General features: G+C 51.8%; 21 protein-coding genes. 4 read left to right on the top strand and 17 right to left on the bottom strand.

Features of this window, described 5'->3' with window-relative positions; genetic code table 11:
• The first annotated feature begins 99 nt into the window (after positions 1-99).
• A complete protein-coding gene (locus tag MJO52_RS06290) occupies positions 100-294 on the top strand; it encodes a YnbE family lipoprotein (protein ID WP_252085095.1) in 195 nt (64 codons plus the stop codon).
• 11 nt (positions 295-305) lie between these two features.
• Complete coding sequence (locus MJO52_RS06285) at positions 306-632, top strand: YdbL family protein (RefSeq protein WP_252085094.1); 327 nt, start codon at positions 306-308, stop codon at positions 630-632.
• A gap of 115 nt (positions 633-747) precedes the next feature.
• Here MJO52_RS06285 and rpoS read toward each other — a convergent pair whose 3' ends face one another.
• From rpoS to MJO52_RS06215, 14 genes are all read right to left on the bottom strand, one after another.
• Positions 748-1,797 carry an RNA polymerase sigma factor RpoS gene (rpoS, locus tag MJO52_RS06280; protein WP_252085093.1) on the bottom strand — a complete coding sequence of 350 codons (1,050 nt, stop codon included), beginning with the start codon at positions 1,795-1,797 and terminating at the stop codon, positions 748-750.
• Between the two features lie 202 nt (positions 1,798-1,999).
• The gene (locus MJO52_RS06275) at positions 2,000-2,764 is read right to left on the bottom strand and encodes a peptidoglycan DD-metalloendopeptidase family protein (protein WP_435583632.1); all 765 of its coding nucleotides are present in this window, start codon (positions 2,762-2,764) and stop codon (positions 2,000-2,002) included.
• Positions 2,765-2,958: 194 nt separating this feature from the next.
• Positions 2,959-3,921, bottom strand: coding sequence for a DUF368 domain-containing protein (locus tag MJO52_RS06270; protein WP_252085091.1), 963 nt, complete (start codon positions 3,919-3,921; stop codon positions 2,959-2,961).
• Complete coding sequence (locus MJO52_RS06265) at positions 3,918-4,589, bottom strand: protein-L-isoaspartate(D-aspartate) O-methyltransferase (protein ID WP_252085090.1); 672 nt, start codon at positions 4,587-4,589, stop codon at positions 3,918-3,920. Before MJO52_RS06265 ends, MJO52_RS06270 begins: the two co-directional genes overlap by 4 nt.
• 48 nt (positions 4,590-4,637) lie before the next feature.
• Complete coding sequence (gene truD / locus MJO52_RS06260; RefSeq protein ID WP_252085089.1) at positions 4,638-5,600, bottom strand: tRNA pseudouridine(13) synthase TruD; 963 nt, start codon at positions 5,598-5,600, stop codon at positions 4,638-4,640.
• Complete coding sequence (gene ispF / locus MJO52_RS06255; RefSeq protein WP_252085088.1) at positions 5,593-6,078, bottom strand: 2-C-methyl-D-erythritol 2,4-cyclodiphosphate synthase; 486 nt, start codon at positions 6,076-6,078, stop codon at positions 5,593-5,595. Before ispF ends, truD begins: the two co-directional genes overlap by 8 nt.
• Positions 6,078-6,797: a 2-C-methyl-D-erythritol 4-phosphate cytidylyltransferase gene (ispD, locus tag MJO52_RS06250; protein WP_252085087.1), complete on the bottom strand. Its 720-nt coding sequence runs from the start codon at positions 6,795-6,797 to the stop codon at positions 6,078-6,080. Before ispD ends, ispF begins: the two co-directional genes overlap by 1 nt.
• Positions 6,794-7,081 carry a septum formation initiator family protein gene (locus MJO52_RS06245; RefSeq protein WP_252085086.1) on the bottom strand — a complete coding sequence of 96 codons (288 nt, stop codon included), beginning with the start codon at positions 7,079-7,081 and terminating at the stop codon, positions 6,794-6,796. The genes ispD and MJO52_RS06245 overlap by 4 nt, the downstream gene beginning before the upstream one ends.
• An 85-nt stretch (positions 7,082-7,166) precedes the next feature.
• Complete coding sequence (gene eno, locus MJO52_RS06240; protein WP_252085085.1) at positions 7,167-8,453, bottom strand: phosphopyruvate hydratase; 1,287 nt, start codon at positions 8,451-8,453, stop codon at positions 7,167-7,169.
• Between the two features lie 226 nt (positions 8,454-8,679).
• Positions 8,680-9,525 (bottom strand): 3-deoxy-8-phosphooctulonate synthase, encoded by an 846-nt coding sequence (kdsA, locus tag MJO52_RS06235; RefSeq protein WP_435583631.1) that lies wholly within the window; start codon positions 9,523-9,525, stop codon positions 8,680-8,682.
• A gap of 55 nt (positions 9,526-9,580) precedes the next feature.
• On the bottom strand, positions 9,581-11,215 hold the full coding sequence (locus MJO52_RS06230) for a CTP synthase (RefSeq protein WP_252085084.1): 1,635 nt from the start codon (positions 11,213-11,215) through the stop codon (positions 9,581-9,583).
• Positions 11,216-11,340: 125 nt separating this feature from the next.
• A complete protein-coding gene (gene tilS / locus MJO52_RS06225) occupies positions 11,341-12,663 on the bottom strand; it encodes a tRNA lysidine(34) synthetase TilS (protein ID WP_252085083.1) in 1,323 nt (440 codons plus the stop codon).
• 199 nt (positions 12,664-12,862) lie between these two features.
• On the bottom strand, positions 12,863-15,409 hold the full coding sequence (locus MJO52_RS06220) for a glycoside hydrolase family 3 protein (protein ID WP_435583641.1): 2,547 nt from the start codon (positions 15,407-15,409) through the stop codon (positions 12,863-12,865).
• A 336-nt stretch (positions 15,410-15,745) separates the two neighbouring features.
• Entirely contained in the window at positions 15,746-17,095 is a 1,350-nt protein-coding gene (locus tag MJO52_RS06215) for a sugar MFS transporter (RefSeq protein WP_252085081.1), read from the bottom strand.
• 353 nt (positions 17,096-17,448) lie between these two features.
• Between MJO52_RS06215 and MJO52_RS06210 the strand changes: the two genes are divergently transcribed.
• Entirely contained in the window at positions 17,449-18,621 is a 1,173-nt protein-coding gene (locus tag MJO52_RS06210; protein ID WP_252085080.1) for a sensor histidine kinase, read from the top strand.
• Positions 18,618-19,454 (top strand): LytR/AlgR family response regulator transcription factor, encoded by an 837-nt coding sequence (locus tag MJO52_RS06205; RefSeq protein WP_252085079.1) that lies wholly within the window; start codon positions 18,618-18,620, stop codon positions 19,452-19,454. The genes MJO52_RS06210 and MJO52_RS06205 overlap by 4 nt, the downstream gene beginning before the upstream one ends.
• A gap of 178 nt (positions 19,455-19,632) precedes the next feature.
• On the opposite strand, the gene MJO52_RS06200 is transcribed toward MJO52_RS06205, so the two are convergent.
• From MJO52_RS06200 to dnaE, 3 genes are all read right to left on the bottom strand, one after another.
• Entirely contained in the window at positions 19,633-20,892 is a 1,260-nt protein-coding gene (locus MJO52_RS06200; protein ID WP_252085078.1) for a sugar MFS transporter, read from the bottom strand.
• Between the two features lie 328 nt (positions 20,893-21,220).
• Complete coding sequence (locus MJO52_RS06195; protein WP_252085077.1) at positions 21,221-22,177, bottom strand: acetyl-CoA carboxylase carboxyltransferase subunit alpha; 957 nt, start codon at positions 22,175-22,177, stop codon at positions 21,221-21,223.
• A gap of 92 nt (positions 22,178-22,269) precedes the next feature.
• Positions 22,270-25,788, bottom strand: a complete 3,519-nt coding sequence (dnaE, locus tag MJO52_RS06190; protein ID WP_252085076.1) for a DNA polymerase III subunit alpha — start codon at positions 25,786-25,788, stop codon at positions 22,270-22,272.
• Positions 25,789-25,836: the final 48 nt, after the last annotated feature.

Below are 25,836 nucleotides of genomic sequence, written 5' to 3'. Positions count from 1 at the left end.
CACTCCCGACGCAGTTGGCGAACCTGGCCTGATTTTTGACGTAACTGCTGAAGATGCAACAAATAAAAGGCGCCTAAGTGGCACCATAAGGAGTATCAGATGAGGGCCAGCCGGCTGATTCTTTTAGGAGTACTGTACACTTTGATTGCTATAGGTTGCACACCTACTGTAGCAGTGAAGGCCCCCAGCGAGCCAATTACTGTAAACCTGAATGTTAAGATTGAACATGAAATCCGGGTCAAAGTGGACAAGGATCTTGAAAACCTGTTTGACGACAAGGAAGGCATTTTCTGAGGAGATAGAATATGAGTATGGTAAAGAAAGCTCTATTAGTTCTGGGCTTGATATTGGCGTTACCCGCAATGGCGATTTCCTTAGAAGAGGCCAAAAAGCAAGGGTTAGTGGGAGAAGCAAACAGTGGCTATATCGCTATTGTGGACGCCAGTTCGCCTGAACTGGAGAAGCTTGTAAAAAAAATAAATGCGGAACGTAAGCAGGCCTATACCGAGATTGCCAAAAGCCACAATGTCGATATTGCCCAAGTTGCAGCACGTGCTGCCGAGAAACTAGAGGCCCGCCTATCCCGTGGGGAGTACTACCAGGACAACCTTGGTCGCTGGGTGAGAAAATAAGCGCTCTTGAAGTAGAAAAACGGAAACTGTGACGTATTACATCGCTATCACAGTTAGTTTGAGGAAGCCCCACGAAACACACCTTTCATGGGGCCTCCCTATTTAGGGGCCAAAATTAGAGATTTCCAAACAGGGATTGCCCGTCAAGTCCCTGCTTTTCCATAACTTCCCTTAAACGTTTCAGTGCATCAACTTGGATTTGGCGAACCCGTTCACGAGTGAGACCAATTTCACGCCCAACTTCTTCTAGAGTGCTCGCCTCAAAGCCACGTAATCCGAAGCGCCTGGATACAACTTCACACTGCTTATCGGGAAGCTCACCAAGCCAGCGATTAATGCTATCGAAAAGGTCGCTATCCTGAAGGAGTTCTGCCGGATCAGACTCCTGCTGGTCGGGTATAGTATCAACCAACGTCTTCTCGGAAGAAGGGCCTATAGGAGTATCTACGGAGGTGACTCTCTCATTGAGCCCCAGCATCCGTTCGACGTCCTCTACTGGTTTCTCCAACAAGTTAGCAATCTCTTCTGCAGATGGCTCGTGATCCAGCTTCTGTGCAAGCTCACGAGATGCTCGAAGATACACATTTAACTCTTTTACTACATGGATTGGCAGGCGAATAGTACGAGTCTGATTCATAATGGCTCGTTCTATTGTCTGACGTATCCACCAAGTAGCATAAGTAGAAAAGCGGAAACCTCGCTCCGGATCAAACTTCTCAACAGCGCGAATTAACCCCAAGTTGCCCTCTTCGATTAGGTCTAACAATGCGAGGCCACGACTAACGTAGCGACGGGCGATTTTTACAACAAGGCGTAGGTTACTCTCGATCATACGCTTTCTTGATGCAGCATCACCACGCAAGGCCTTGCGTGCGTAATAAACCTCTTCTTCAGCGGTCAGTAGGGGGGAAAAGCCTATTTCATTGAGATAGAGCTGGGTGGCATCCAGGTTTTTCTGTAAATGGCCATCGCCATCCAACCTGCTAACCCGACTCTTCTCTGTGGGGGAGGAAACGGAGTTATTTTTTGCCGCATTTCTCCGCGTACGGCCACTACTTTTACCTTTTTCGGAATTTAGTTTCTGCTCATCATTCTCTACCGCCAACTCAGGAGGAAAGTCTTCTGCCTGGCCAGTCATGGACTGGTCTTGCCGTTGTGCTTCCATTTCCCCTGCTCCTTGTACTTTGCCAATATCAACCGCATAGCATGAGACCAGAATCGGTCTAAAAAACGACCAATCAGGTACACATGTGCGACAGCCACAGAATCGGCTTGACCATTTGGTCGCCACGATTGCTGTGACCACCCCAAGTGGTATTAGTTAAAAGTCCATTTTTATTTGCAGAGCTTTAGAGCACTCTCCCGGCTTAAGGCAGATACGCGAGAGGGTCCACTGGCTGACCGTTTTTTCGTATTTCAAAGTGGAGCTTGTCGCGGTTGGTACCACTCGAACCCAGTTCCGCTATCCGTTGTCCAGCTTTGACCTTACTACCCTCTTTCACCAACAGTCGGTGATTGTGGGCATAAGCACTCAAGTAAACATCGCTGTGCTTAACGATCAGCAGTTTTCCATACCCTCTTAATGCACTGCCAGCGTAGATAACAGTGCCATCAGCTGCTGCCGATACAGATTCTCCCTTTTCACCGGCGATATCAACACCCTTCCGCAAGGGGTCTCCAGAGCGGAACTTGCTGATGACTTGTCCACGGACAGGCCAACGCCAGTGAATCGTCCCTGTTCGCTTACTTTGAGGCTTCTGGCGCGTAGAGCTTTTCGTTAAAGATTTTGTATTCTTGGCGGGAATAGCTTTTTGTGTGGGCGCGGGCTTAGCCACAGTTTTTTTTCTTGCTACAGGGGAGCTTGAGGCGACTTGACGCGGCACTTTACCATTCAAGTGTAAGCGTTGGCCGGGATAAATATTATAGGGAGGCTTAATGCCATTGATAGCCGCCAGCTTGCGGAAATCCTGGCCGTAACGCCAGGCAATCGAATACAGGGTATCCCCGCGGCTCACAGTATGATGGTTGAGACGGATACTTGGAGGCTGATTTAGGGAACTACTCGGTGCTCTGTGGCCAGCACAGGAAACCAGGGCTATAGCCACGACACAGACGCCTAATATTTTTAACATCAAAGTCAAAAAATGACCAATATTAGGCTTATTGTTCCGCCAAAAATGGGCCTCAACTTGTCGTAAAAGATGACATTCCATTATTCTCTTTTTACATCAGACCACGGCATTTATGGAAAAAGTGTCTAAAGAAAAGCTCTAAAAATCATTGGAAAAGCTTCATAAAAAGCTGCCATACCGAGATATTCCAGATCTTATTGCGGTGTGGCGTAGGATTTACCTCGATGCCCCCCTCCGAAATAGTCCACCGCGAGAACCAGTACCGCAGCAACCAAAGCGGCAATAATCGCAGGCCCCAGATTCGCATTCTCACCTGTCTGGGCCATAAAGTTCGACGGGGATGTATTGGCGAGTAATGGCGCAAGCTTACTGGAAACAGTTTCGGCACCATTGATTGGTAGCTTCCAGGGCCAAATTATTTTCAGGCTACCTAATAAGATCCCTGCAAGAAAAGCCAATGTGCGAGCGACATATTTGTGCATCAACCAGGAAAGCAATCGGCTAAAAAGCATTAACCCCAGAGCGGCCCCAACCGCAAAGTACAATAAATTCGACAATTGCAGCTCATGTACTGCAGTGAGCACCTTGGGATAAATCCCAATCATAAGCAGGATAAAGGCACCTGAAATTCCGGGCAAAGCCATGGCACAAATTGCCAATGCTCCAGATAAAAATAAAGTAAGTGGCGTAGCTGGGATGTCCCCAGGGCGAAGCTCACTGACAACAACTGCCAGCGCGATGCCTAGAAAGAGAAAGACCGCTGTCGAAAGAGACCACCTGGGGATATTGCGAAGAATAGGGAAGGTAGAAGCCAGCACTAGGCCGAAAAAGAAAGACCAGACGAGAATAGGATATTGCTCCAAAAGGCCGCTAATAATCCTCGCCAGGCTGAAGATACTGATCAACACCCCTAAAAACAGGGATAACAGGAAGCTGCCATTGATGTGCTTCCACGTCGCTGATAGCCCTTCCTCCCGCATTATCGTAATACAGTGAGGCCCTATCCGGCTCAAAGAGTCGAGTAACTCCTGGTAGATCCCTGTGATAAAAGCAATGGTCCCCCCGGAAACCCCCGGAACAACATCTGCAGCACCCATTCCCATACCACGCAGCACTACACCCGGGTACCGGCTCTTAAAGAGCTCTTTAAATTTCATCGAACCACACCACTAAGCAGCGGCACAAACCGCACTGCTTCTAGCTTTTCCACATCGAACTGATCGGTATCCTGGCGACGAGAGATCATCATCAGGTGCTGTTGCTCCGAACCCACAGGAATAACCAGCACACCATTTGGTCCCAACTGTTGCTTGAGTTCATCGGGAACCGTTGAGGGAGCCGCTGCTGCCAGGATTGCATCATAAGGCCCTTTTTCCGGCCAGCCAAAACCACCACTACTGAGATTGTATTCAATATTCTGATATCCCAACTCGGTAAGACGCTGGCGGGCCTTATCGAGCAAGGGTTCGACACGCTCAACAGAAAAAAGTTGTTCAACCAGCCTAGAAAGAATTGCGGTTTGGTAGCCGGAACCCGTACCAACTTCTAAAACCCTATGCAGGGATTTGGCCCTGCTCAGCAGCAACTCTGTCATGCGGGCAACAATGTAAGGTTGGGATATTGTCTGGCCATAGCCAATTGGCAGAGCTGTATCCTCATAGGCGCGGATCGCCAGGGCTTCATCCAGAAAAAGGTGCCTGGGGGTCGAAGCCATCACATCGAGGACTTCTTCATTGATAATGCCCTCATCCCTCAAGCGTTGGATCAGGCGATTGCGAGTTCGCTGGGAGGTCATTCCCAAGCCTTCGTGTCTCAAGCGGTCCATAAGCTTTTATTCCATCCCCTGTATAACTCTCGCTTTCAGCCACAAATTTTATGTGTCCGAGTTCACATTGACCAGCTGTGCCACCTCCCTTAGCAAGGCTGTTGCGAATGCCCCAGGCGGCAACGCAAATTCCAAGAGGAGGTCATCAGACTGCCACTCAAAACGAAAGGCCTCTGGACGTAGGGCCAGTGGTCTTCGCTCTTGCTTGAGCCCGCAATGTTCCAGCCAGTTACACCAGCTCAGCCACTTCTCTAGTACTTGCTGCTCCAATTCGCCTTGAGGACCTGTGGCGAGGTTTCTACCGCGCCCCCACAAAGGGCCACTGGGCTCACTTTGTGGCTCACCCTCAATACTTTGCTGCCAGCAGTCTTGAGTGATTCTTTCTGCCAATACCTGATTAAATAGCCAACTGCGCGCAGCCGACATGGCAAAGGCCTTTTCATTCTTACGACAGCGTCCCTCTTCTTCCGCCAGGTGACGCGCCAGGTTCAGGTTGCCGCCATCGATACCAAAGCGCTGCTCACCGAAGTAATTTGGCACTCCGCCGCCTACCTGTTTAAGTACCTCTTCCGCAGCCGCCCGATCACCATTTACATTGCGCAGGCGAATTTTAAATCGATTGCCTACATGCTCCCCGCGACGTAGTTTACGGCCGCCTCGAAAAAACCTCAGAAGTGAAACTTCTTCACTATTGATCTGCGACCAATCTGCCTCTGGCTTCTGCCCGAGCCAAACACTAAACCACTGCGTGGTTACGGCATGTCGATCCTTCAACCCAAAGTAGCTGATATCCAGAGGGCGCACTCCGGCGAGTTTGGCTAGCTGTTTTGCCACCCAGACAGTATTGGCCCCCCGCTTCTTAATATGCAGGTACACATGCTCCCCGCCCTCTGTAGGTTCGGGAAAGGCCATCTCATCGACAACAAAATCTTCCGCAACAGTACGAAAATCAGCAGAGATTGCCGCCCCACCCAAAGCACGGGGCCAATTTAGATTCCAGACTTCAGACATCATATCGCTCAAGTAAAACAGTGGCCTGGGCCGCAATTCCTTCACTCCGTCCGGTAAAGCCAAGCTTCTCCGTAGTCGTTGCTTTCACACTAATATCGGCGATATCCACACCGCAATCCGCAGCAATATAGCCGCGCATGGTTTCTATATGAGGAGCCATCTTGGGAGCCTGCGCAATGAGAGTGGTATCAGCATTCACCAGGCGATATCCCCTTTCCTTAATTAGGGTCATAACATGCTGCAAAAGGGCGCGACTATCCGCGCCACTAAAACGCTCATCCGTATCGGGAAAATGATGACCGATATCACCGAGAGCCAAAGCACCAAGAAGCGCATCGCAAAGAGCATGCAGCAACACGTCCCCATCGGAATGGGCTTTTAAACCAAAGCTATGGGGAATTTTTGCTCCACCAAGCACAACATGATCGCCAGGGCCAAACGCATGCACGTCAAAGCCCTGGCCAATTCTAAAACTCACTATCGATAATCCTCGGTGGGAGCGTAGCGCAGACGTAAAATGGTCTCTGCCATTACGATATCGGTGGGGTGGGTCACTTTGATATTGTCACTCCGACCTTCAACAAGTTGCGGAGAGTGACCAAAAATTTCCAACGCACTTGCCTCATCTGTAACAGCTTCACCTTGCTGCAATGCTTGACTGAGGCAGGAGCGAAGTAGTGCAAGAGGCGCTCGCTGAGGGGTCTGCGCAAGCCATATCTGTTTGCGATCCAGGGTTTGTTCAACACATTGAACACCGCTTATCTCAGACCCTCTCTTTACAGTATCGCTGGCCTGACGCGCCAGCAGCGCGGTCTGTGCAACCTGGCTGTGCAACAATGCACTAATGTCTTCCATTGCAACACATGGCCGAGCGGCATCATGTACAAGCACTGGGGTGTCGCCATGTTCCCGTTGAGCGAGAAATTCCAGGGCTGAGAGGACAGAATCCGCTCGCTCAGCGCCACCAATTACAGTGTGCATTAATGGGTGAGAGGCTTCTTTCAAGTGCGGGAAAAATTCATCATCCTTTGATAGGGCCACAACAACGCCAGCAAGTCCCGGCCAACTTAAAATATTCCGCAGGGTTAGGGACAATAAAGGGCGCCCCAGTAATGGTAAATACTGCTTGGGGCGATCGGCTCCCATGCGTTTACCAACACCCGCAGCGGGCACAACCACCCAATAATCTGTAATCACTTTTTAGCCTCTTCCGAGTCCAGGAAGATAAACAGGGTTTCCCCTTCCTTAATCAATCCCAAATCATAGCGTGCCTTGGCTTCGACACCATCAGTGCCCACTTTCAGGCTTCGTACTTCTCTCAACAACTGGCGATTTTCCCGCGCTAAAGCTGCATTTTTTTCCTGTTGCTGAGCAAGCTGTCGTTTGAGACGGGTAACTTCGGCAAGACTGCCATCACCAACCCAGAGACGATACTGAGTGGCAAGCAGAATAAAGGTAAGAATTCCCAGCAGCCATTTCATACGAGATTACGATATTTCGCTTGTTCGTATTATAGGTATTGCAGAGGAATCCCTCTGCAATACCAATGTGCGATTCAAATATTGATTATTTGAATTCAGCACGGCCACGGTAAGGAGCGGAACCATTCAGTTCAGCTTCAATACGCAGCAGACGATTGTACTTAGCTACGCGGTCGGAGCGACACAGGGAGCCGGTTTTGATTTGGCCAGCAGCGGTAGCTACAGCCAGGTCAGCAATGGTGGTGTCTTCAGTTTCACCAGAGCGGTGAGAGATTACAGCGGTGTAGCCTGCATCTTTTGCCATCTTAATCGCGTCCAGAGTTTCGGACAGGGAGCCGATCTGGTTGAACTTGATCAGGATAGAGTTACCCACGCCTTTCTCGATACCTTCTTTTAGTATCTTGGTGTTGGTTACGAACAAGTCATCGCCTACCAGCTGTACTTTTTCACCTATCTTGTCGGTGAGAATTTTCCAGCCGTCCCAATCGCTCTCGTCCATACCGTCTTCGATAGACAGGATCGGATAGTTGGCGGACAACTCAGCCAAATAGCTGGCGAAACCTTCGCTGTCGAACTGCTTGCCTTCGCCAGCCAAGTCGTACTTGCCATCTTTGTAGAACTCGGAAGAAGCACAATCCAGAGCCAGGGTAATGTCATCACCCAAGGTGTAACCGGCCTTTTCTACCGCTTCAGCAATCACTTTCAGAGCGGCTTCGTTGGATGGCAAGTTCGGAGCAAAGCCGCCTTCATCGCCAACCGCAGTGTTCAGGCTGTTGCTGGACAGTACTTTTTTCAGTGAATGGAAGATCTCAGCACCTTGACGCAGGGCTTCGGCAAAAGATTCAGCTTTAACGGGCTGAACCATAAACTCCTGGATATCCACATTGTTATCGGCGTGCTCGCCACCGTTTAGGATATTCATCATCGGAACCGGCATAGAGTATTCACCCGGAGTGCCGTTTACTTCAGCAATGTGCTGATACAGGGGGATTTTTTTGGAAGCTGCAGCGGCTTTAGCGGCCGCTAGTGAAACCGCCAAAATAGCATTAGCGCCCAGATTAGCTTTGTTTTCAGTACCGTCGGCATCGATCATTGCCTTATCCAGGGTGCGCTGATCGATAGCATCCATACCTTTCAACAGATCGGCGATAGTCGTGTTGATATTCTCAACAGCCTTTAATACACCTTTGCCCAGGTAACGACTCTTATCGCCATCGCGCAATTCCAGAGCTTCACGAGAACCAGTGGAGGCACCAGAAGGAGCGCAAGCGGAACCAATGGAACCGTCTTCCAGGATTACATCGGCTTCGACGGTAGGGTTACCGCGGGAATCCAGCACTTCGTAGGCTTTAACAGCGACAATATTGCTCATTAACAATGGGCTCCGTATTAGTACTAACTAAACTTGTTACTTATTAAAAAGGTAATTACTGAAAGAAATTTTCCAATAGCTGCACGCAACAATTAAGGGTTCTTACTCTTGTGAAACTTTTTCTCACAGTTTTTTGTGAGTATCTCTAATCGTAGCTTCCATGAATAATAGCTACAGAATAAGTACCAAGCGCCCAAAAAGGGCGCGCGCTATGTATTTCTTACTTTTATTCAGTATCCAGAGGCGTAAAGCCTTTGATTAAATCATCCACAGCTTTCATCTGTGCGAGGAATGGTTCCAGCTTCTCCAGTGGCAATGCACTGGGGCCATCACACAATGCCTTATCTGGATTCGGGTGTGCTTCCAGGAACAGGCCGGCAATACCAATAGCCAAACCTGCTCGGCCCAGCTCAGTGACCTGTGCACGGCGACCACCAGAGGCAGCACCGGAAGGATCGCGCATTTGCAGTGAGTGGGTGACATCAAAAATCAGCGGTGCACCACCAGAGGCATTGATCATGGTGCTGAAGCCCAGCATATCGACAACCAGATTGTCGTAGCCAAAGCAGGCACCGCGCTCACACAAAAGAATATTTTCATTGCCGCACTCAGCAAATTTCTCCACCACATTTTTAACTTGCGGAGGGCTCATAAACTGGGGCTTTTTGACGTTGATCACTGCACCAGTCGCTGCCATAGCGGCGACCAGATCAGTCTGGCGGGCCAGGAAGGCCGGCAGCTGGATAATATCCACGACTTCGGCAACCGGAGCAGCCTGGTGTACTTCGTGGACATCGGTAATCAGGGGGACCCTAAAGGTGTCTTTGATTTCCTGAAAAATCTTCAGGCCTTCCTCCATTCCCGGTCCGCGATAGGAGTTGATGGAAGAGCGATTGGCCTTGTCAAAAGACGCTTTAAAAACATATGGAATACCCAGTTTTTCAGTGACTTTTACATAGTGCTCAGCCACCTGCATCGCCAGGTCGCGGGATTCCAGTACATTCATACCGCCAAAAAGCACAAAGGGCTTATCGTTGGCGACCTGAATATTTCCGACTTCAATTGTTTTCACTGTCAGCTCCCTGTCATCTCACCCCCGGTCTCTGTGACTGGGGGCGGATTACTGATTAACCCTGGTTTTCACGCTGCTTCATTGCTGCGGCAACAAAGCTTTCGAACAGCGGATGGCCGTCGCGCGGGGTTGAAGTAAATTCCGGGTGGAACTGGCAAGCAACGAACCAGGGGTGGTTCGGCAATTCAACCATTTCTACCAGGGTATCGTCTGCAGACCAGCCGCCAATTTTCAAACCGGCTTGCTGCAGGCGATCAACGTAGTTGTTGTTCACTTCGTAGCGGTGGCGGTGACGCTCTACAATGACGTCTGCGCCGTAGATATCGCGAGCCTTGGTATCTTTAGCCAAGCGACACTCCTGGCCACCCAAGCGCATGGTGCCCCCCAGGTCAGACTGCTCGTCGCGCTTCTCGATATTGCCTTCACTATCGATCCACTCTGTGATCAGGCCGATAACCGGGTGCGGGGTTTTAGTATTGAATTCAGTACTGTTGGCACCTTCGAGGCCGAGCACATTGCGCGCGAACTCGATAACCACAGACTGTAAACCGAGGCAGATGCCCAGGTAAGGAATATTGTTTTCACGAGCGTAGCGAACAGATTCAAGCTTGCCCTCTAAACCGCGCTCACCAAATCCACCGGGAACCAGGATTGCATCGGCATCCTTGATCAGGTCAATGCCGTTCTCACCCTCAACGTCTTCAGCGTTGATAAAGTCGATATCCACTTTGCAACGATGCTTGATACCCGCGTGGGTCAGGGACTCGATCAGGGACTTATAGGCATCCAGCAACTCCATGTATTTGCCAACCATGGCAATTTTCACTTCGTGCTGGGGGTTCAGCTTGCCATCGACCACTTCATCCCACTCGGAAAGGTCTGGTGCCTGGCATTCCAGCTGCAGTTTTTCCACAACGATATCGTCGAGGCCGTAACTGTGCAGAAGACGCGGTACGCCATAGATGGTCTTGGCATCGGGCAGGGGTACAACAGCGCGCTCTTCCACATTGGTGAACAGTGCAATCTTGCGGCGGGAGTCCTCATCGATCTCACGCTCGGAACGGCACAGCAGAATATCCGGCTGCAAGCCGATAGAACGCAACTCTTTAACAGAGTGCTGGGTCGGCTTGGTCTTGGTTTCACCAGCAGTGGCAAGAAAGGGCACATAGCTCAGGTGGATCAACAGGGCGCGGTTGGTGCCCATTTCCACACGCAGCTGACGCACAGATTCCAGGAACGGTTGGGATTCGATATCACCTACGGTGCCACCGATTTCAACAATAGCGACGTCGACATCGCGGCCACCTTCTACAACGCGGCGTTTGATCTCGTCGGTAATATGTGGGATCACCTGTACGGTGCCACCCAGGTAGTCACCACGGCGCTCTTTGCGCAGTACAGTCTCGTACACACGGCCGGTGGTGAAGTTGTTACGCTTGGACATCCGGGTACGGATAAAGCGTTCGTAGTGACCCAGGTCCAGGTCAGTCTCGGCACCATCCTCGGTGACATACACCTCACCGTGCTGGAAGGGGCTCATGGTACCCGGGTCTACGTTGATGTAGGGGTCCAGTTTGAGGATGGTAACCTTGAGGCCACGGGCCTCGAGAATGGCGGCCAAAGAGGCGGAGGCGATACCTTTCCCCAACGAGGAAACCACGCCACCAGTTACAAAAATATAGCGCGTCATGCAAAACCTTGGTCAGTTGAGCGCTCGATGAATGTCGAGCTTACAGGGCTGGCCCGGGCGGATAATCCAGCTTCTCCCGGTGCCTTTGAGACGGGGCGCCAGGGTAGCAGAAAACCCCTCTCCGCTCAATCGAAAAACCGCCAGCTGGGCGGTTTCACCGAAGGTGTTACTGACAAAGTGGAGCAGCCCGCCTTACAGCAGAATAAATCGGCAACTGCCACCAGCTCTCCATCCAGATACACGAGCGGTATCCGGTCTCGCAGCCAGGGTTCCAACGCCCTCTCCTGCAACACCTTCTTGAGAGTCTGGGAGCGAAGTCGGTCGAGAGGCTGGACGCGCTCACCGCCCCGGCGGTATTTCACTTCATATACCCCCTGGGGCCAACCCTGCACCGATTCCAGTACACCACCTCTGGGCAACAGTAGTGCTGACACGCCATCCCATTGAAGGCTTTCTTCGGTGGTAGAAAAGGGCTCCATGACAGGGGTCAGATAGAGGCGCCGCTGAAAGCGTCGCACTACACACCCACCCAGTCGTACTTCCACTTGGGCATCCGCACTCGCTTTCTCAATTTGCGCCAAAGCTTCTTGCAGAACCACGGATTCCGGTGCCATACCACCCTGCAGCAACACCCAACCGCGCAGTAGATTTTTGCGCCGCGCAATACTTAAATTCGTGAACGTCGCTAAAAAGAGGCTCTCCCCTAACCTCTCTCGCCTGATATCACAGATCTGCAAGTCAGCAAGCGCCAACTCCTCTAGCAGTAACGCAGATTCCCTAAGATTATCTGCAGCCCGCTGAATACTCTGCCGTGCCGACCAACGGGTGGATAAAACAGGCATGACCTGTCGGCGTAAATAGTTGCGCTCAAAGGCCTCATCAGCATTACTCTCATCCTCAATCCAGCTGAGCCCCTGTTCAAGGGCCCAGGCTTCCAGCTCACGGCGCCCCACTGACAACAAAGGACGAAGTAAAGATTTACCCTCACCCAACGGCCGACTCTCCGCCATACCCGAAAGCCCAAGGACGCCCGCTCCCCGCATTAGTCTATATAGAAAGGTTTCTGCCTGATCATCCCCATGGTGACCGAGCAAAATTTGATCACCGGAGGACATCACCGAATCAAAAGCCTTGTAGCGAGCCTTACGCGCCCCCTGCTCTATCCCACCACCGCTTCTATCGACTTGCACACGCACCGCAACAAAAGGCACTTGCAGCTCACGGGCAACAGCTTCGCAGTGGTCAAGCCAGCGCTCTGCATTACTACTTAGGCCGTGGTGCACATGCACTGCCTTAACGGGGATACCATTCTGGTTGAGAAGATGCAGCAAGACAGTGGAATCCAAGCCACCAGAAAATCCAACCCATAGCTGTCCCAGAGCCGGGTGGCGCTGCATCGCAGACTTTATAAGTTGCGGTAGAGAATTTGCTGCGGATTTGGAGGTCACTGCCTATACCCTGGAACTGAGATCGACACAGTATACCGGTGCTGGCAACTTGAGTTGATGGACTTCTGAGCGGAAAGCGGGATATTGCAGAGCTACAGCTCTTCAGCAACTCAACCACTTAAAAGAGAGGTGTAGCCCAGACCTCAATTTTTACAGACCCGGGCATTTAATTACCGAAAACGGCTAGAGATAAAAGCCACTAACCCGCACAGCGAATATCAGCAGAAGCTGCCGCATCGGGTACCAATCGAACATTGGCTACGGCTATCGCTGCGGCCCCCTCACTCTCCAAGCGGAAGGCACTGAACACCTTGCTAAAGTCAGCGCCAGCTTTGGCGAAGCATTGCAGGTCCACCGAGAGACGGGTCCAGTCATTCAGCGGCATGGTTTTCAGAGTGGATTGCAGCGGCACTCTGGCAATACAGCCCTCTCCACAGGTCACCGCCGCTTGTAGCGGCTCACGCAGCTTCTGATCAACGCGAATATTCAGACTCAGGGCTGAGCCCTCCTCCAAATAAATGTCCAAGTTTTGCATATACTCCGCAGACAACTGCACGGCACCGGGGCGCAGGCCCTTCCACTCGATCAAACGCGCATCTTCTTGAGAGGACATATCAATCGAGGTCACAACGATATTGTTATCCTCACCACTGGCCGCTCGGTTGCCATTCACTGGAACTGCCTTGGCTCCGTCCTCGGCAATATTCAATACCCAGGGAGCGCGCGGACGGGAAACCAATAACCAGGCATCCTCCAGTCCACCCGCAGCCATATTTTCGCTGGTCTCAGGCAAGTCGTTGCTGACCAGGGATTCCTCATTCACACTCAAGCCATAACCCAAAGCAAACAGGGGATCGTAGTGCTCGTGGTATGGATTCAAAACCGTTTGATTGGTGTACATCGGCCAGCTAAAGGGCAACTTACCAGTGAAATCGTAGCGAATCTCACCTTTGGCACCTCGGAATAACACATCGGCCACACCGGCACCCTCAGATCCCGGCAGCCAAGCGGCCACAAAAGCATCCGATGTATTTAATTCACTGTTCACCCAAAGCGGGCGACCGGACAGGAAAACACTGACAACTGGAATTTCCTGTTCACGCAATTTCTTCAACAGCGCCAGATCTTCCTTGTTACCGCGCTGGTATTCCAGATTTGTGCTGTCCCCATGCCATTCCGCGTAGGGTTCTTCACCATAAATGGCAATAGCCACCTGGGGTGCCTTGCCATTGGCAAAGCTGGCATCGGTAAAGCTTCCATCCTCACTCAGTATGGCTTCACCACCCGCGCTCTTTACGGCTGCGGCGATGCCCTCAAAGATGGAAGTAGCACCGGGAAAATCTTCACGGGTATTACCAGTGCCCTGCCAGGATATTGTCCAACCACCACTTTGTTTGGAGAGGTTGTCGGCCCCATCGCCGACGACTAGAACATTCTGCTTCGCGGCTAGCGGCAACAATTGATCATTGTTTTTCATTAACACCAAAGACTTCCGCACTGCCTCTCTGGCGATAGCGCGGTGCTCGGCATTACCGAGAATACCAGCCTTGCCCGCTAGGGGCATACTACGCTCGAATAAGCCGGCGCGAAGTTTCACTCGCAGTATGCGGCGCACCGCATCATTCAAACGCTCAGTGGGGATTTCACCGCTCTTCGCCTGAGCCAAGGTATTGTTGTAGAGGGCCTTCCAATCCGCAGGCACCATAAACATGTCCAGACCAGCGTTAATTGCCGCGGCACAACTTTCCAGAGTGCAACCCGGTACGAAACTGTGACCATTCCAGTCCCCGACTACAAATCCATCGAAACCCAAACGCTCCTTCAAAACATCTGTCAGCAAGTATTGATGGCCATGCAGCTTCTCACCATTCCAACTATTAAAAGAAGCCATTACCGTTTGCACACCAGCGGGCAAAGCGGTCAGGTAACCTGCCGCATGTACTTCTGCCAGCTCCTTTTCAGGCACAGCGTTATCCCCGCGGTCGATTCCACGTGTAGTTCCACCGTCACCGACAAAATGCTTAGCCGTGGCGACCAGGTTTTCCCCGCGCAGAAAATCGGCTTCGTTCTTGCCACCCTGCAACCCTTTCACCATGGCTTCTGCATAGTCAGCCACTACAGCCGGATCTTCAGAATAACTTTCATAAGTGCGTCCCCAGCGGTCATCCCGCACTACCGCCACAGTGGGGGCAAAGGTCCAGTCGATACCGGTAACAGCGACCTCGCGGGCGGTCGCGCGACCAATACGCTCGATCAGCTCAGCATCCTTCGCCGCCCCGAGGCCAATATTGTGGGGAAAAAGAGTTGCCCCAATAACATTATTGTGACCGTGCACCGCATCGGAGCCCCAAATCAGGGGAATAGCAACACCGCCATCTGAAGTGTCCATGGAAGCCTTGAAAAAGGCATCGGAAAGCGCGAGCCAATCTTTAGGCGTGGCAAACTTATCGTTGTTTGGAAAGGCACCACCACCGTTTAGCACAGAGCCCAGATGGTATTTTTTAACATCTTCAGGAGTGACGTGGCGGATCTCCGCCTGAATTATTTGCCCCACCTTCTCTTCCAAAGACATGCGCGACATAATTTCGGAAATACGCGCTTCCAGCTTTTCGCTGCGTGGAAACGCGGGTTCGAGTAGCGGCCAGTTTTCCAGGCTACCGCCACCGCTTATCTGGGAGTTATCCTCTTTTGCCGGAACTTCTTCCCCCTGTGGCTGACAGCCAACAAGTACCGAGACACAGAGCATTAAGCTCAGTGAAAATCGTTTTTTAAATTTCACGGATAACTCCCAAAGTTTTCCCACGCTTGTCCTTCTGCCCTACCAATTCCATCGCTACCAGAATGAGTAACACAGATATTATTATTTCAGTGTAAACCCCAAATTCCTGTCACAGCCAATAAGGCCTCGATTGGATTTCAGGTATTCCACGCAACGGTATCAACGGAGCAAAGTGCAATACTTGCCGAGGAGCGCCAATAGAAATCCGATGGATTGGGCCAAATCACAGACAAGGCGGAAAACATTTTCTAGGCGGACTACTTAAAAAATAGCCTGGTGCAAAGTTTCAACTGCTTTTGCCCACTACTCCATCGCAGCACCACGCAGGGTTGGAGAAAAAGCACCGTAATAAGCGATATAGCAGTAGCACAGCAGCGGTACTAAAAAAGAAATCTGGATACCCGCTTCATCCGCGAGCACTCCCTGAAGCAATGGAATAACCGCACCGCCAACAATGGCCATGCACAGGATACCGCTGCCCTGACTGGTGTACTGACCCAAACCCCGCAGCGCAAGGCTGAATATGGTTGGAAACATAATGGAATTGCAAATCCCCACAGCGACAATCGACCATACAGCCAGATAACCAGAGGAGAGCATCGCCACCCCGATAAGTACTACAGAACCCAGTGAACACACTGCCAGTGTTTTTCCCGCAGAGACATAGCGCAGCAGCAGAGCCCCGGCAAAGCGGCCTACCATAGCGCCACCCCAGTAGTAGGAAACATACTTTGCCGCTTCAAATAACTGCATTTCAGCAACAGAGGATTCACTAAAAAAGCTAACCAGGAAACTTCCTATAGCTACCTCGGCGCCTACATAGGCAAAAATACCAATTGCCCCCAGTGTCAATCTGGGAAAGCGCCAGATGGAAAAAGTCTCACTACGGGATGGGCTTGTACTATGAGACGGGCTTGTACGGTGAGAAAGGCGGTGTTCGGGAATCGCCGGCAAGCGAATCCAGGAGAAAAAAGCCACCATCATCAACAGCACTACTGCCAACCAGAAATAGGGTTTTTCCACCAGGGCCGCCTCCCTAGCACGGAATTCATCGACACTAGTTGCCGTATCGGGATCGGCGCCCATTGAAATCGCGGCAAAAAAAACGGCACCACCGGCAACCGGCGCCAAGGTAGTTCCCAGAGAGTTAAATGCTTGGGTTAGGTTTAAACGGCTTGGAGCCGTTTTGGCACTACCCAAAGCAATAACGTAGGGATTTGCCGATACCTGCAATACCGTAATACCAGAAGCCAGTACAAAAAGCCCCAATAAAAACACTTCATAGATTTGCAGGCGCGCAGCAGGAATAAAAACCAGGCAACCAGCACAAGCCACTAATAAACCAAAGACCAACCCCAACTGGTAGCCAACTCTACGCAAAAGCAACCCAGCAGGAACGGAAACCAGAAAATAGGCTGTAAAAAAGTAAAACTGTACCAGGACAGCGCGGGTATAACTCAGCTCAAAAACATTTTTAAGATGTGGCACCAGAACATCATTCAGCCCGGTGATAAAACCCCACAGAAGGAAAAGCGAAGTCAACGCTGCAAGATTTAAATACCCTGGAGAGCGCCCCTCTTGAGCCTGGGCATCTGAATCACAAACAGCCATTTCGTTCGAGTGAAGACTCGACTCGGGCAACATCTGGCGCATTGGAAACCGATCCCCAAATTTCAAACTCGTTTCTCGGCGATTATACTGTTCTTCCTAAACGCTTTTGAGTCACCAGTGGAAAATTAAGGACAAAATGTGCAAATTTTTAAAGTCCTTAATAAAAAACACTTTCACTCAATGAAAGTTGTCATATGGGTCCAGATTGCCGAAAGTAACTTGACTAATCACCCCGAAAAACGACAAAAAGGACCAAATAAGAGCTAAGCTGGAATCCCGGCGCACAGGCCCACTGGCGGGCACCGGTAAGCCAAGGTAATATCTTCCGGATAATAATGAACGCGATGATGAGCGTCTATCCCGTCATTTCCACAAAATTAAATATACGGGACATCATGCAGTACTCTACCCGTCAATACTGGAATGCAACTGCGGAAATTCCTTCGACCCGCTGGTTTTGGAAATTACAGCTGGTCAGCTGGATTGGCATTTTGTTGGTGACATTCCTCTCCCTAACTCTCTGGCATTCACCCACTGAGTGGCCAAGCTTCGAGCCAGCAAATACTATTTTCCAGTGTGCTGTGGCTTTTGTTCTCTCGGTATTCCTAAGACCCATTTTTGATATCGCCTGGGACTCTGAACTGGCCGTTCGCACAGTTATCTATCTACTCGCCGTTGCGGTGATTTCCGGCATCTGGACCCTGGTGCGCATGGAGGCCTATATCCGCTTGAGCGGGGAGCACTCCATCTGGTCTGAATTCGGCGGCTGGTATTATGCCTCCCTCTTTGTCTTTCTTTTTTGGAGTGCACTTTACTGTGGGGTTAAATACCACATACTGCTGCAAGGGGAACACAAAAAAATGCTTGAAGTGGCCGCGGACAACGAGCGCGAGCAACTTCGTAGACTCCAGGCAGAGGCTATCGCCAATGAGGCCCAGCTTAAAATGTTGCGCTATCAGCTCAATCCCCACTTTTTGTTCAATACACTAAATTCCATTAATGCTCTAATTCGCTTTCAACAGGCCGATGAGGCCCGCGAAATGGTTGTACGACTCAGTGATTTCCTGCGCCTCTCCCTAAAAGAGAGCCCTATGCAAAAAGTAGAACTTGAACAGGAAGTCAAAGCAGCACTCCTCTATCTGGAGATTGAAAAAACCCGCTTTGCTGACCGTTTGGCTGTAGATCTCAATGTCGATGAAACAGCCCGACAAGCATTGGTGCCCAGTATGTTGCTACAACCACTGGTAGAGAATTCAGTAAAATATGCCATCGCCCCCAATGAAATGGGAGGCACCATCGGAATTCATGCGAAAAGTACCGGTGAGCGCCTACTGCTGGAAGTACAGGATTCAGGCTGTTCGGAAGACTGCGCCGGCGAGAGAAATTTCCAAGCAAGTTCCACCGGTGTTGGACTGAAGAATGTACGGGAGCGACTTTCCAACCTCTATCCACAAAATTACCGTATGGAGCAACAGGAAAAACCTGATTGCGGGATGTCGATACGAATCAATATTCCACTAGAAATAGCCACTTATCCCACCTATAAAACACGGGGAGAAGTCCAATGAACAAACTCACTGTCGTGCTGGTGGACGACGAACCCCTAGCCCTGCGCCTGCTGCAAAGCATGTTTGAGGAATTCCCGGATATAGAAATTGCCGCCTGCTGCCGCAATGGGCGCGAGGCGTTGCAAGCCGTATCTGAATACAGCCCAGACCTACTGGTTCTGGATGTACAAATGCCAGGCATGAACGGCTTTGATGTGGTCAGTCGTCTACAGGCCGACACCATACCATTGGTAATATTCGCCACCGCTTTCGACGAATATGCCCTCAAAGCTTTTGAGGTTCACGCTGTCGATTATGTTTTAAAACCCTTAGATAGCGCCCGCCTAGAAACCGCCCTTGATCGCGCGCTCCAGCGCTTGCAATTGGCACATGCCGGCAAAAAAGACATCCACCAGGAAGAAAAAAACCGGCTGCTGCGCTCTATTGAGGAAATGAGTTCAACCAAGGGACAAGCCTCTGAGACTCGCACCCCAGTGATCAACAATCGCCTGGCGATTAAGGATCGCGGCAGTATTACTATGGTCAATCAGCAGGATATCGAGTGGATAGATGCCGCCGGTGACTACATGTGTGTGCATGTAAAAGGGGAAACCCATGTTATGCGCAGCACCATCAAAGACCTGCAAAAACAGCTGTGCCCAGATAATTTTAAGCGTATTCACCGCTCCACCCTGGTGAATCTCAACTATATCGAACACATCAAAGTACTAACCAAAGGGGAGTACTTTCTCACCTTAACGAGCGGCGCTAAAGTCAAAGTCAGCCGTAACTATCGCCTACCGATTAAGGAATTTCTCGAAGCCAATCGACGTGTAGCTTCAGAAGCCTCCTAAACAGTTTGCACATCATCGCCACTCAATACCGGCAGGGACTCGCCGGTATACCAGTGAAATAACCAACCTAAGCAATATCTGATCCACGCCATCCAGTTAATAAAGAGAGCCCCTTTCTTTACAATAAAAAAAGCCGGCATGGAAATGCCAGCTAAACGAGCTCAGAAGAGAAAAAAAATTAAGCGCGTTTGTCTGGGCGGTGACCAATGGCACCGTAGTAAAGAATATAGAGGTAGCAGAAAATAGGCAGGACAAATGCCAACTGGATACCCACCTTGTCCGCCAATAATCCCTGCATTAACGGCACTATAGCGCCACCGACTATAGCCAGGCACAAGATACCAGAACCCTGACTAGCCGCCTTGCCAAGTCTCGCAAGAGCCAAACTGAAAATTGTTGGGAACATAATGGAGTTACACAGCCCCACCGCCAAAACAGCATACATTGCCAGGTAGCCGCTACCAGCTACAGTGATAAGCAGAAGTAGGCAGGAACCCAGGGAACAAATTGCCAGCACTTTTCCCGCGGAAATAAAGCGCATAATCAAGGCACCGGCAAAACGCCCAACCATGGCCCCACCCCAGTAGAGGGAGATATAGAACGCTGCCTCGGATTCCTCGAGACCAGCAATAGAGTCTTCGGCAATAAAGTTCACCAGGAAGCTGCCGATAGAAACTTCCGCACCGACATAAACGAAAATCGCTACCGCCCCTAATACGAGATGGCGATAATTCCAGGCCGAAGCTTCACCTATCTCCGATGGGGTCTGTGAAGTATTGCTGACAATAGACGGCAGATTCAAAAACGCAAAAACCAGAGCCAACACGGCTAGGGTAGCCGCCAGAATCAGGTAGGGCACTTCGATCACTGAGGCACTGACTGCGCCGACGGCAACTCCCGCAGCTGGGAGAATTAATAATGCACCGAATTGTGGGGCTACGGTGGTACCTAGTGCATTAAAGCCCTGGGTCAAGGTTAGTCGGCTGGGTGCCGTGCGCTCATTTCCCAAGGCAGCAACATAGGGGTTTGCCGATACCTGTAAGATAGTGATACCGGAAGCGAGAATAAACAGGGCCCCTAGGAAAAGCCCATAGACCTCCATGCGCTCCGCAGGAATAAATAGTAAGCAACCCAATACCGCGATAGTGAGGCCGGTGACGATACCTTTTTGGTAACCAATCTTACTCACCAGACTACCCGCCGGCAGGGAAACCAAAAAATAAGCCCCAAAAAAACAGAATTGCACCAACATCGCCTGGGCATAATTCAGCTCAAAAATCCCCTTGAGATAGGGAATCAGGATATCGTTCAAACAGGTAATAAATCCCCACATAAAAAACAGTGAGGTCAAAGCTACCAGCGCAAATTTTTGTCCCGCTTGATCACCAGCTTGTAACTGCACAGCATCCGTTGCCGTATTCCTCTGCAAAATTGCCATATTTGATTTCCAGAAACTTCTGCCGCAACTAAACCGTAAATGGCAAGCCAGCACTTAAACACTTGTTATTCTTTTTGCTTTCTACCATGGAGGCACAGATACGACGCAGCGGTTTTCGATAAGGGGGGCTAAAAATGGGGGCAGTAGGGACAGTGTAAAGTGCCCTGGACACGCTCAACTAGCGAGGCAAACAAATAACAGAAGACGAATAACCCACCCAATAAACGGGGAATCGCCAAATATAGAGCAGATCTCGTAAAAGGAAACTGGACTCAAAAAAACAAGAAAAAAGGGCAGCGCCATGATCGGGACTGCCCTTTTAAGGATATTAAGAAACGATATTGCCGTAGCTCATCAGGCGCTGGTAGCGCTTTTCCAGCAACTCATCAATAGGAATAGCACTCAACTGCTCCAGTTGTTCACCGAGGCGCTCCTTCAGGCTCTCGGCCATGGCATCCGGATCGCGGTGCGCACCGCCGAGGGGCTCGGGGATGGTTTCATCCACAATACCTAACTCCTCCAACACACTGGAAGTCACCCCCATAGCCTCGGCAGCCAGTGGAGCCTTCTCTACGGTTTTCCAAATAATATTGGCGCAGCCCTCCGGAGAAATCACAAAGTAGGTGGAGTACTGCAGCATATTGAGCTGATCACCAACACCTATTGCCAGAGCACCACCGGAAGAACCCTCACCAATCACGGTACAAATAATCGGCGTGCGCAAACGGGACATCACCGCTAGGTTCTGGGCAATGGCCTCACTGATGCCGCGCTCTTCACTGTCGATTCCAGGGTAAGCCCCTGGAGTATCGATCAAAGTCAGCACCGGCATTTTAAAGCGCTCGGCCATTTCCATAATGCGCAAAGCTTTGCGGTAGCCCTCCGGCTTAGGCATACCGAAGTTACGCGCAACCTTCTCGTTCACAGAGCGGCCTTTCTCTTCACCGATCACGGCTACTGGCTTGCCATTCAAGCGTGCGATACCAGTAATAATCGCCTTGTCATCACCAAAATGACGATCGCCATGTAGCTCGTCCCAATCGGTGAATAGCCGCTCAATATAATCCTTGGAGTATGGACGCTGCGGGTGCCTGGCCACCTGGACCACTTGCCAGGGACTCAGGTCTGCGTAGATGGACTCGGTCAGAGTTCTGCTCTTATCCCGCAGCCGGGTCACTTCATCGGCGATATTCAGCTCATTGTCGTCCCCGACCAGCTGCAACTCTTTAATTTTGCTTTCCAGCTCTGCAATCGGCTGCTCAAACTCGAGAAAGTTGAAATTCATGAAATCTGCGCCTTAACTCTTTTCCATGCCTCTGGGCAATCACAGCGACATAGCTTAACTGTACAGAACCGACCAGTCGAGCCCAGTGGACTTTAACGCCGCTCAGCGTATTGAAGTGCCACCCGCTCACGCCCCAGCAACTCCCGCAGGGACTGAACCATCTGATCATTCGGCTCCACATTCCATTGTGGAGGCAGGCGGTAGAGACCTCGCGCATCGTGGCGCAACACTTCCAGGCTGACACCGCACTGGCCACCGGTATAGGGCTGCAAACACGAAGCCAGACGCTTGGCTAACCCAGGGGCCACAACACCGCTATCGACTTGTAGACGCACACCGGTCACCCGGCTCTGACGCAGCTCATCCAGGGTGGAAACCCCATTCACGGTCATTTTCAGACCGCCGCTGTAATCGTCATTGGCCACGGGGCCTTCGAGTACCAGCAGCGCATCCTTAGCCAGCTTGTCGCGGTGTTCGCCAAATGCCTCGCTGAACATGGCCGCCTCAATACGGCCGCTGCGATCATCCAGGGTAACAATAGCCATGGAATCGCCACGCTTGGTCTTCATCACCCGCATGGCAACCACCAGGCCCGCCACTTTTTGCGCTTCGCGGCCAGGTTTTAAGTCGGCGATTCGCGCCTTCACCAGGTGCTGTAACTCACCGGCATATTCGTCAATGGGGTGGCCGGTGAGATACAGACCCAGGGTGTTTTTCTCACCCTCCAAGCGCTCGCGAATACTCCAGCAGCGTGTGCGACGGAAGTCCTCGTACACATCACCATCGGAAGATTGCGGCACCACCTCACCGAACAAATCCATCATGCCTGCATTGGCATTAGCCTTTTGCTGTTCCGCCGCCTTCACCGCTTCATCCAGCGCGTTAAACAGCACCGCGCGGGAATAATCCAAGCCATCACTGCCGCCAGTATCCGGCCCAATGCTGTCGAAGGCACCAGAGCGCACTAGCGCCTCTAGTGCGCGCTTATTCACCTTGCGCGGATCGACACGCGAGCAGAAATCGAACAGATCGGTAAAGGGACCGCCCTCTTCCCGCGCCGCAATAATATTTTCAATCGGCCCCTCACCCAGGCCCTTGATGGCACCGAGACCGTAAATAATGCGGTTATCGATATCCACCGAGAACTGGAAGCTACCCAGATTCACATCCGGCGGCACCAGCACCAGCTCCATGGCGCGACACTCTTCGATAAAGGTCACCACCTTATCGGTCTTATCCATATCCGAAGACATGGTCGCCGCCATAAACTGGGCGGGATAGTGCGCTTTCAGCCAAGCGGTCTGATATGACACCAGTGCGTAAGCCGCAGAGTGCGACTTGTTAAAACCATAGCCTGCGAACTTCTCTACCAGGTCGAAGATCTTAATCGCAAGTTCGGGGTCAATTCCTTGCTCTTTTGCCCCATTTTCAAAAGTGGCCCTCTGTTTGGCCATTTCCTCCGGTTTCTTTTTACCCATCGCCCGGCGCAACAGGTCAGCGCCACCGAGGGTATAGCCCGCCAACTCCTGGGCGATCTGCATAACCTGTTCCTGGTAGACGATCACGCCGTATGTGGGCTCCAGGATCGGTTGCAGTTTCTCGTGCTGGTATTTGGCATCCGGGTAGGCCACCTGAGCGCGACCGTGCTTACGGTTAATAAAGTCATCAACCATGCCCGATTGCAGCGGACCCGGACGGAACAGAGCCACCAGGGCGATCATATCTTCCAGGTTGTCCGGCTGTAGGCGCTTGATCAGGTCCTTCATCCCCCGGGATTCCAGCTGGAATACCGCCGTGGTCTCTGCCCGCTTGAGCATCTTGAAGGTTTCATCATCGTCCAGTGGCAGCGCGGCGATATCCAGAGGTTCCAGCCCCTCGCGCGCACGGGTCTCATCCACCATGCGCTTGGCCCAGTCGATGATGGTCAGTGTCCGCAGGCCGAGAAAGTCGAACTTCACCAAGCCCGCATCTTCCACATCGTTTTTATCAAACTGGGTCACCAGGCCTGCACCGGTCTCATCACAATAGAGTGGCGCAAAGTCGGTGAGCTTGGTGGGGGCGATAACCACACCACCCGCGTGCTTGCCCACATTACGAGACACCCCTTCGAGCTGCAGGGCCATCTCCCAGATTTCCTGGCCCTCGTCATCGCTTTCGAGGAACTCGCGCAATATCTCTTCCTGGTCGAAGGCCTTCTGCAGGGTCATACCTACATCAGGGGGAATCATCTTCGACAGCTTGTCTGCGAGGCCGTAGGACTTGCCCTGCACCCGCGCCACATCTCGCACCACCGCCTTCGCGGCCATGGTTCCGAAAGTAATGATCTGGCTCACCGCCTGGCGGCCATAGTTATCCGCAACGTAGCCAATTACCCGGTCGCGCTTCTCCATACAGAAGTCGATATCGAAGTCGGGCATCGACACCCGCTCCGGGTTCAGGAATCGTTCGAACAGCAGATCGTATTGCAGCGGGTCCAGATCGGTAATGTCCAGCGAGTAAGCCACCAGAGAGCCGGCACCGGAACCCCGCCCCGGGCCCACCGGGATATCGTGGTCTTTGGCCCACTGGATAAAGTCCATTACGATCAGGAAGTAACCCGGAAATCCCATCTGGATAATGATATCCAGCTCAAAACGCAGGCGGTCTTCATAGACCTTGCGGCGCTCGGCATAGTCAGCGGCGGACTTGTCCAGGATAGTTTCCAGGCGCCGCTCCATACCCTCGTAAGAGACCTTTTCGAAGAACTGGTCTTCGGTCATACCCTCGGGAATCGGGTATTCCGGCAGGAAGTATTTACCCAGCTGGATTGGCGCCGAACAACGCTTGGCAATCTCCACGGTGTTTTGCAGGGCTTCGGGGATATCGCCAAACAGTTCCCACATCTCTTCCGGCGTGCGGAAATACTGCTGCGCGGAATAGCGGCGTTCGCGGCGGGGATCATCGAGAGCGCGACCTTCGTGAATACACACGCGCACCTCGTGGGCCTCAAACTCGCTCTCTTCCATAAAGCGCACATCGTTGGTGGCCACCACTGGCAAATTTAATGCCTGCGCCAAATCCACTGCCGAGTGCAGGTAGTCTTCATCGCCGGCGCGACCGGTGCGCTGTAACTCCAGGTAGTAGCGGCCGGGAAATAACTCCGCCCACTCCCGTGCCAGCTCCTCTGCCTGGGCGCGGCGCCCCGCTACCAGGGCACGGCCCACATCGCCGTACTTGGCACCGGACAGCATCAGCACCCCTTCGCTGTACTCCTTAACCCATTCGCGCTTGATATAGGCGTTACCGTGGTACTGGCCTTCCATCCAGGCGCGGGAAATCAGCTCGGTAATATTGCGGTAGCCATCAGTGTTCATCGCATAGAGCGTGATCAGCGTCGGCTTACCCTCACCGCCTTCGCTGAGCCAAAAATCCGCTGCAGTAATCGGCTTGATACCGGAGCCCAAACAGGCCCGGTAGAATTTAATCTGCCCGTAGAGGTTGCACTGGTCGGTAATCGCCAGGGCTGGCATTTCCAGCTCCTGTGCGCGGGCGATGGCCGGCTTGATTCTTACCAGGCCATCAATCAGGGAAAATTCTGAGTGAATTCTTAGGTGGACAAAGGGTTGGGTCATAGTCGCATTTAGTTCCGGGCCCTGCGAGGCCCGGCCCCGACAAAGCGC

The organism is Microbulbifer variabilis (assembly GCF_023716485.1).
In the GTDB taxonomy this organism is placed as follows: Bacteria; Pseudomonadota; Gammaproteobacteria; order Pseudomonadales; family Cellvibrionaceae; genus Microbulbifer; species Microbulbifer variabilis_B.
Note: the sequence above shows the minus strand (reverse complement) of the source record. Positions and strands in the feature narration are given on the sequence as shown.